This is a genomic window from Polaromonas sp. P4_H1 (assembly GCF_056400945.1).
In genome coordinates, this window is sequence record NZ_JBFUKG010000019.1 from 99615 (window position 1) to 107570 (window position 7956).

At 64.9% G+C, this 7956-nt stretch carries 4 protein-coding genes; 3 read left to right on the top strand and 1 reads right to left on the bottom strand.

Annotation, left to right across the window (positions count from 1 at the left end):
* Nucleotides 1–12 precede the first annotated feature (12 nt).
* Together AC1DS5_RS21280 and AC1DS5_RS21285 are read left to right on the top strand one after the other, a co-directional pair.
* Nucleotides 13–1995: a RecQ family ATP-dependent DNA helicase gene (locus AC1DS5_RS21280; RefSeq protein WP_477720247.1), complete on the top strand. Its 1983-nt coding sequence runs from the start codon at nucleotides 13–15 to the stop codon at nucleotides 1993–1995.
* A 139-nt stretch (nucleotides 1996–2134) separates the two neighbouring features.
* Nucleotides 2135–3880 carry a sensor domain-containing diguanylate cyclase gene (locus tag AC1DS5_RS21285; RefSeq protein WP_477720248.1) on the top strand — a complete coding sequence of 582 codons (1746 nt, stop codon included), beginning with the start codon at nucleotides 2135–2137 and terminating at the stop codon, nucleotides 3878–3880.
* A gap of 8 nt (nucleotides 3881–3888) precedes the next feature.
* Here the strand turns inward: AC1DS5_RS21285 and AC1DS5_RS21290 are convergent, their stop codons facing one another.
* A complete protein-coding gene (locus tag AC1DS5_RS21290; protein ID WP_477720249.1) occupies nucleotides 3889–6258 on the bottom strand; it encodes an ATP-binding protein in 2370 nt (789 codons plus the stop codon).
* Nucleotides 6259–6433: 175 nt separating this feature from the next.
* Between AC1DS5_RS21290 and AC1DS5_RS21295 the strand changes: the two genes are divergently transcribed.
* On the top strand, nucleotides 6434–7636 hold the full coding sequence (locus tag AC1DS5_RS21295) for a threonine ammonia-lyase (RefSeq protein WP_477720250.1): 1203 nt from the start codon (nucleotides 6434–6436) through the stop codon (nucleotides 7634–7636).
* Nucleotides 7637–7956: the final 320 nt, after the last annotated feature.

Consider the following 7956-nt stretch of genomic DNA (forward strand, 5'->3'; position numbering starts at 1 on the left):
CTGAACATCCTCTTGTCTTCATTGCCTGTTTCTTCATCCCGGTCTTCATCGCGGCCGACCCCGTTGGACGTTCTGGGTCAGGTCTTTGGCTACTCCGATTTCCGCGGCCCGCAGGAAGCCATCGTGGATCACGTGGTGCAAGGCGGCGACGCGCTGGTGCTGATGCCCACCGGCGGCGGCAAGTCGCTGTGTTACCAGATTCCGGCCATCGTGCGGCAAAACGCCGGCCACGGCGTGACGGTGGTGATTTCGCCGTTGATTGCGCTGATGCATGACCAGGTCGGCGCGCTGCATGAGGCCGGCGTGTCCGCCGCGTTTTTGAATTCAACGCAAAGCTTTGAAGAAAGCAGCCAGCTTGAAAAGCAGCTGCTGCGCAACGAACTGACGCTGCTGTATGCGGCGCCCGAACGCATCAACACGCCGCGCATGAAGGGCCTGCTGGCCTCGCTGCACGAGCGTGGCCTGCTCAGCCTGTTTGCGATTGACGAGGCGCATTGCGTGAGCCAGTGGGGCCATGATTTCCGGCCTGAATACCGCTCCCTGAGCCTGCTGCACGAGACCTTTCCCGATGTGCCGCGCATCGCGCTCACAGCCACCGCCGATGCGCTGACCCGGCAGGACATGATAGAGCGGCTCAAACTCGAAGATGCGCGCGAGTTTGTCAGCAGCTTTGACCGGCCCAACATCCGTTACACCATTGTCGAAAAGGCCGACCCGACGCGCCAGCTGCTGCGCTTCATCGAGTCCGAGCATGAGGGCGAGGCCGGCATTGTGTATTGCCAGTCCCGCAAGCGCGTGGAGGAAATCGCCGAAACCCTGCAGGATGCCGGCCTGAAGGCGCTGGCCTACCACGCCGGGCTGGACTCCTCGCTGCGCCAGCAGCGGCAAGACCGCTTCCTGCGCGAGGACGGCGTCGTCATGGTGGCGACGATTGCCTTCGGCATGGGCATCGACAAGCCCGACGTGCGCTTTGTCGCACACCTGGACATGCCCAAAAACATCGAGGGCTACTACCAGGAAACGGGCCGGGCCGGCCGTGATGGACTGCCCGCCAACGCCTGGATGGTCTACGGCCTGCAGGACGTGGTGAACCAGCGCCGCATGATAGACACCAGCGATGCCGCCAGCGAAGAGTTCAAGCAGGTGATGCGCGGCAAGCTCGATGCACTGCTGACGCTGGCCGAAGACACGCGCTGCCGCCGTGCCAGCTTGCTGGCTTACTTTGGTGAAGAGCTAGACAGCGGCCGCAGCGACGGGCCGCCCCTAGCAAGGCCAGCCCCCTCGGGGGGCAGCGAAGTACACGCAGTGACAAGCGTGGGGGCTCGATATTTCTGCGGCAATTGCGACAACTGCATCGCCCCGCCCGCGGTATGGGACGCCACCGAGGCCGCCCGCAAGATGCTCAGCTGCATCTACCGCGTGCAGCAGGCCAGCGGCATCAGTTTTGGCGCCGGCCACATCATGGACATCCTGCGCGGCAAGGCCACCGAGAAGGTGGCCCAATACGGCCACGACAAGCTCAGCACCTTCGGCATTGGCACCGATCTGGCCGAGGCGCAGTGGCGCAGCGTGCTGCGCCAGCTGATCGCGAAAAACATGGTCCGTGTGGACACGGAAGCCTTCAGCACCCTGCAACTGCTGCCCGATGCCCGGCAGGTGCTCAAGGGCGAAGTCAGCGTGGTGCTGCGCGAGCAGGCCCTAGGCGGCAAAACCGACCGCCGCAAGCGCGTGACCAAGACCTCCGTCAAGGGCCTGGCCGAAGCCGCGCTCAATGCCGGCGCGCTGGAGCGGCTGGCCAGCCTCAAGGCCTGGCGCGCCGAGGTGGCGCGCGAACACAACTTGCCGGCGTTCGTGATTTTTCACGACGCCACGCTGCGCGCCATTGCCGAGCGCGCACCACAGAGCCTGCGCGACCTGGAAGGGATCAGCGGGATTGGCGCGAAGAAGCTGGAGGCTTATGGCGCCGAGGTGCTGCGGGTCTGCACGTCGCCCTGAGCAAGGCGCTCCGGCATCCGCCATGCCGCTGCAGACAGGCAAGCCGACCGGCCGATAGCTTTTAGCCCTCCAACAAACAATGAGTCCAATGAAAACAGGCCGCATGCGCCACAGATCCAGTCGCACAGCAACGCGCGGAATGCTCGCCTGGCTCTATCTGCCTGCCTTACTGCCTGCCTTGCTGCTTGCTTTGCTGGTCGCCACGGCCGTGCAGGCGGCGCATGCCCAGGCAGCGCCGACGCCAGCGCCTGTTCTGGTGCTGCACGCTGACACCCGTCCCGTCAACCTCGATCCATCGCTGGAGTTCCTGCTCGACACCAACGGCCGGTTCACGGTCGAACAGCTCGACAACCAGCCTGGCCTGCCGTTTGCGCCGGTGGTGCACGGTCAACGCCACCTGATCGAAAACGGCTCGCTGTGGTTGCGTTTTGATGCCGCCAGCCAGAAGCCGGATGCGCATTGGCGGCTCACCGTGCCACTGCCCGGCGTGGACGACGTCAGCCTCTACTACCGTGATGCGGCAGGCCAATGGGTCACGCAACAGGCCGGTGACACCCGGGCGATGAGCCAGTGGGCGCAGCCGGGGCGCTATCCCATCTTCAGCCTGAGCCCCGAGGCCGGCAAGCCCGTGCGTTACTACGTGCAGATACGCCATCCCCGCGTGCCCTATTCGGCGCTGCCGCGCATTGTGAGCGACGTGCAGCTCATCAACGCCAGCCTGGCGGAACACCTGGTGCTGGGCATTTATTTTGGCCTGGCCGCGCTGGTGATCACGCTGGCGCTGGCCAATGCGCTGACTTACCGGGATGCGGGTTTTGGCACCTACGCCCTGTATATCGCAACGTTTGCGGCATCGCAAGCCTCCTTCACCGGCGTGGCCGGGCTGTACTGGTGGCCGGAATGGTCCCGCTCCAGCATGGCCACCGTGCTGTTGCTGCCCTCTGCTGCCGCCAGTGCCATGTGGTTTGTGCGAACGGTCACCCTGCCCCGGCGTTTTAACCGTACCCTGGACCTGGCCATGCTGGCACTGATGATCCTGCTCCCGCTGGGGGGCCTGGTTGACGCGGTAGCACCCACACCGGCGAGCTACCTGGTGATGAACAGCCTGATCGGCCTGAGCATGGCAGTGCTCTTCACTGTCGTCGGGGTGGCGCTGGCCGCCGGCGACTATCACACGCGCTGGGTGGCCGCCGGCTTCCTGCCCGTGCTGCTGTCCGCCGCCTTCCCGCTGCTGCGCAACCTGAGCGTGATTCCCTCCAGCTTCCTGAGCGATTACGCCCTGCTGCTGGGCTCTGCCATTGAAGTGCCCATCCTGTTTTATGGACTGCACCGCCGGGTTTCGCAGCGCCGCAACCTCACGGCCCGCGCCTCAGGGCTCGACAGCCACGACGCACTCACGGGCCTTCACTCGGCACGGGTGTTTCTGGCCAAGCTGCGACACGCCTTGAGCACCGCCGAGCGTCACCAGCTGCCCTTCGGGATGCTGCTGGTCAACCTGTCCAACCTGGCCAGTCTCCAGAAAACCCACGGCCAGGAGACAGCGGATCGTGCCGTCGTGATGGCGGCGGCGCGCATCGGTGCGGCAGCCCGCTCGAGCGACACGGTGGCGCGCATCGGGGACGCCCAGTTTGCCCTGCTGATGGAGGGACCGACCAGCGCGGAAGCCGCCAATGGCATGGCCACCAAAATCCTCGCCAGCGGCCTGCGGCATTCGAACCAGCTGCCCGATGCGGAACCTCTGCAGTTTCACATTGCCGTCGGGCATCTGGGCGGCCGGGCCAGCGCGGCACAGCCGGAAGCGGACAGCTGCCTGGCGCGCATGGTGCAGGCCGTCACGGGCATGGACCATGGCTCGCGCAAAACCATCCGGCTCGTCAAATTCTGACCTTCTGATCAGTGCAAAAAGCCCATGTTGCGCGACTCCCGCACTTCGGGCTTGATACGGTGCTCGGCTTCGAGCTGGCTCATGAATTCGTCAGGTCCGAACACGGCGCCCAGAATATCTATCTGACGTTTGACGGCCGCAAAGTCACCGGGGCACAGCTGTGACAGCTTGCCCAGCCTCTCCTGCAAGGCGGCGGTGAACAACGCGGCATCACCGGCCAGCGCTTCGACCACGAACATCTTTTCGCGCTGCTCGCGCGTCAGCGGCATGAACTTGATCTTGAAGGTAAAGCGTCGCAACGCGGCCTGGTCCAGGCTTTCCATCAGGTTGGTAGTGCAGATGAAGATACCGGCATAGCGCTCCATGCCCTGCAGCATTTCATTGACCTCGGTCACCTCGTAGGTGCGCTGGGCGCCGCGCCTGTCCTGCAGAAAGCTGTCGGCCTCATCGAGCAGCAGCACGGCCTTCTCGGCCTCGGCCTCGCGAAACATGGCCGCCATGTTCTGCTCGGTCTCGCCCACATACTTGCTCATCAAATCGCTGGCCTGCTTGATGATGAGCGGCTGGTCCAGCGTTTTGGCGATGTGTTCGGCCAGCGCGGTTTTGCCGGTTCCGGGCGCGCCGTAAAAGCACAGGCAGCCGTGGCCCCGGCTTTTCAGCGCCTCGACGATGCGCGGCACCTCAAAACGGGACTCGACGTGCAGCATCGCCAGGTCGTAAGTCGTCACGCTGCGGCGGCCCGCCGCTTCCGCCGGATTGCCCAGTGCGACATCGGCGTTCTTGAGTTGCCGCTCGATCAGCGACTCCATCAGCGCGGGCCGGCCGCCCGCCAGAAGGGCTTTCAGCCCCTCGGCATCGGCCTGGGCATCCATCTTGTCCGGTGGCGCACTGGCCAGCTGGGCAAACCGCACTGCCGTGCGTATCTGCGCCGGCGTCAGGCCCTTGCGCGCGGTGAGTTTCTGCACAAACGCCTCGCTGACCTGCACACCTTCCAGCGTCTTGCGCACCACACCCTCGCGCGCGCCGGGCGGCGGCGAGCGAAGCTCGAGGTGGTAGGCAAAGCGGCGGCGGAAGGCCGGGTCGATCTGCTCGATGCGGTTGGTCACCCAGAGCGTGGGCACGGTGTTGGACTCCAGGATCTGGTTGACCCAGGCCTTGCCGCTGACCGAGCCGTTGGCGGCACTGGCGGGCGGCAACTGTTCGGAGCGCGCCATGAACTGCGCGGCTTCGCTGGAAATCGGCGGGAACACGTCCTCCACCTCGTCGAACAGCAGGGCGGAATGCGTGCTGCCCTTCAGGAACACCTGGGCGATTTGCAGCGACCGGTAGCGGTCGCGCCCGCTCAGCGAGTTGCCGTCGCGGTCGGCATATTCGACTTCAAACAGGTCCAGCCCGGCAGCATGTGCCACCACCTTGGCCAATTCGGTCTTGCCGGTGCCGGGCGGCCCGTAGAGCAGCACATTGACGCCCTGCTCCCGGGCGGCGACCGCATTGCGCAGCAGGGACACCAGCACCTGGGCGTCGTCCTGCACAAAGGCAAAGTCCGCGAGGCCTAGGCTGCTGCGTGCAGCGGGCCGGGTGAAGACCGCCATCAACTCGTTCTGGTCGCGGTATTCGCGCATCAGCACGGGCGGCAGCTTTTCGCTGACCTTCATCAAGTCGGCCAGGTCCGTGATGTTGTGTTCGGAAATCAGGTTTTCGACCATGCCAATGCGCTCCAGCCGCGAGCCGGCGCGTAGCGCCTCGGCCACCTCGGGCGCCTTGACGCCGGCCACGTCGGCAATGGCGGCATAGGCCTCGGGCGCGTTGCTGACCTTGAACTCGACCAGCAGCGAGCGAAGATCCCGTTGATAGCGCGCGAGGGTTCCATACAGCAGCAGCGCGCGCTCGGCCCGGTTGAGCTGCAGCAGGTTGGCCAGCGCATCGATGTTTTTTTCGACCAGCGTGGACTGCTTCTTCAGCGCGTGCGTCAGCCACTCGCCGGTGGCGGCCAGCACGGACAGCAAATCCTTGGGCTGGTCCTTGGCGTGTTCATCCAGGTAGAAGAACAGCGTGCCCTCTTCATACGGACCGCGCCAGGCGCCGTGGCGCGCCATGAATTCGGCATCGCTCAGGGTTTCGTGGCCGCGCCACAGTTCGTTGTCCTTGCAGCGGCGCCCCAGAAATTCACGCAGGCGCTGCATCGCCGGCAGCGGCCAGACCAGATGGCGCCCCGAGAGCGACAGCAGGCTGTTGAGGTCGCGCCGTACATTGAACTTGGCGCCCTGGCGGGCGGCCAGGGTCAGCACAAAGTGCGAGCACATGAGATCGAGCACCGGCGCTTCTTTCAGGCCGGGAGACAACAGCCACTGCTGCTCACTCGCGGAACGCTTGCTCATGGACAAACCTCCAGTTTGCAAAAAACCTTTGACGCAAACCCTGCCCTAAATACACACCATAACGCAGCTTGAAGCATCATGGAAGACGCTACTTGAAGACCGTCATGTGAAATGTGCCACACATGCAGCAGAAAATAACACGTTCAGGGCACACAATCTGCCCAGGAGAACTTTCATGCTCAGTCTGATCGATATTGAACAAGCCGCCCAGCGCCTGCAGGGCCATTTGCTGGACACCCCCTGCGTCGAGTCGAAGACGCTGTCGCAGCTGACCGGCGCGCAGATCTACCTGAAGTTTGAAAACCTGCAGTACACGGCCTCTTTCAAGGAGCGTGGCGCGTGCAACAAACTTGCGCAACTCTCAGGCGACGAACGGCGCCGCGGCGTGATCGCCATGAGCGCCGGCAACCATGCTCAGGGTGTGGCTTATCATGCCCAGCGCCTGGGCCTGCGCGCCGTCATCGTGATGCCGCGCTTTACCCCGGGCGTGAAGACCGAGCGCACCCGCGGCTTTGGCGCGGAGGTGGTGCTGCATGGCGACACGCTCGAGGAGTCGCGCGCCCATGCGCTGATGCTGGCCGAGCGCGAGGGCCTGGTCTTTGTGCACCCCTATGACGACGAAGCCATCGTGGCGGGTCAGGGTACCGTCGGGCTGGAAATGCTGCACGCCGTCCCCAGCCTGGACACGCTGGTCGTCGCCGTGGGCGGCGGCGGGCTGATCGCGGGCATGGCCACCGCCGCCAAGGCCCTGAAGCCCGAGATTGAAATCGTGGGGGTGCAGACCTCGCGCTTCCCGGCCATGGTCAACGCCGTCAAGGGCACGCGACACCCGCAGGGCACCAGCACCATTGCCGAGGGCATCGCCGTGGGCACGCCCGGGGTGATCCCGCAGGCCATCATTGCAAAGCTGGTGGACGACCTGGTGCTGGTCGATGAAGGGGATATCGAGCAGGCCATGGTGATGCTGCTGGAAATTGAAAAAACCCTGGTCGAGGGTGCGGGCGCAGCCGGGCTGGCGGCGCTGCTCAAATACCCGGCGCGTTTTGCCGGCAAGAAGGTCGGGCTGGTGCTGTGCGGCGGCAATATCGACCCGCTGCTGCTGGCGGCCATCATCGAGCGCGGCATGGTGCGTGCCGGACGGCTGGCCCGCATCAAGGCCAGTGTGCGGGATGTGCCGGGCTCGCTGGCCAGGATCACCGCGACCGTGGCCGACGCGGGCGCCAACATCGACGAGGTACACCACCAGCGCGCCTTCACCACGCTGTCGGTCCAGAACGTGGAGATTGAACTGGTGATCCAGACACGCGGGCGCGAGCACATCGCGCAGGTGCTGGCGGCGCTGGCCGCGGCCGGTTTTGAGGCGTCCGAGCAGCACTGAGCGTCCGCCGCCCCATGACCGCCACCGTCCCGCTGCCGCTGCCGCTGCCGCTGGCGGGAGGGGACTCGCCGGACTAGGGCCTGTGAACGCTATTTATGCAAGATGCGTTGCGAGTCAAAAAGGCCATGAGCAAGGCGCAAAACGCAGGCGGGGTAGACCCCGCCAAGGCTTTGCAACGCCGCGCAGGGCCTTTTTGATCGCAACCCGAAGGGAATGGGGTGAAAACAGCGCCACTCTGCGTTGCGCTCCTAGCCCAGACGCCCGGTCTGGGCGTCGTCGCGCGCCTTGATTGGCGCTGTTTTCACCCCATTCGCATTTGC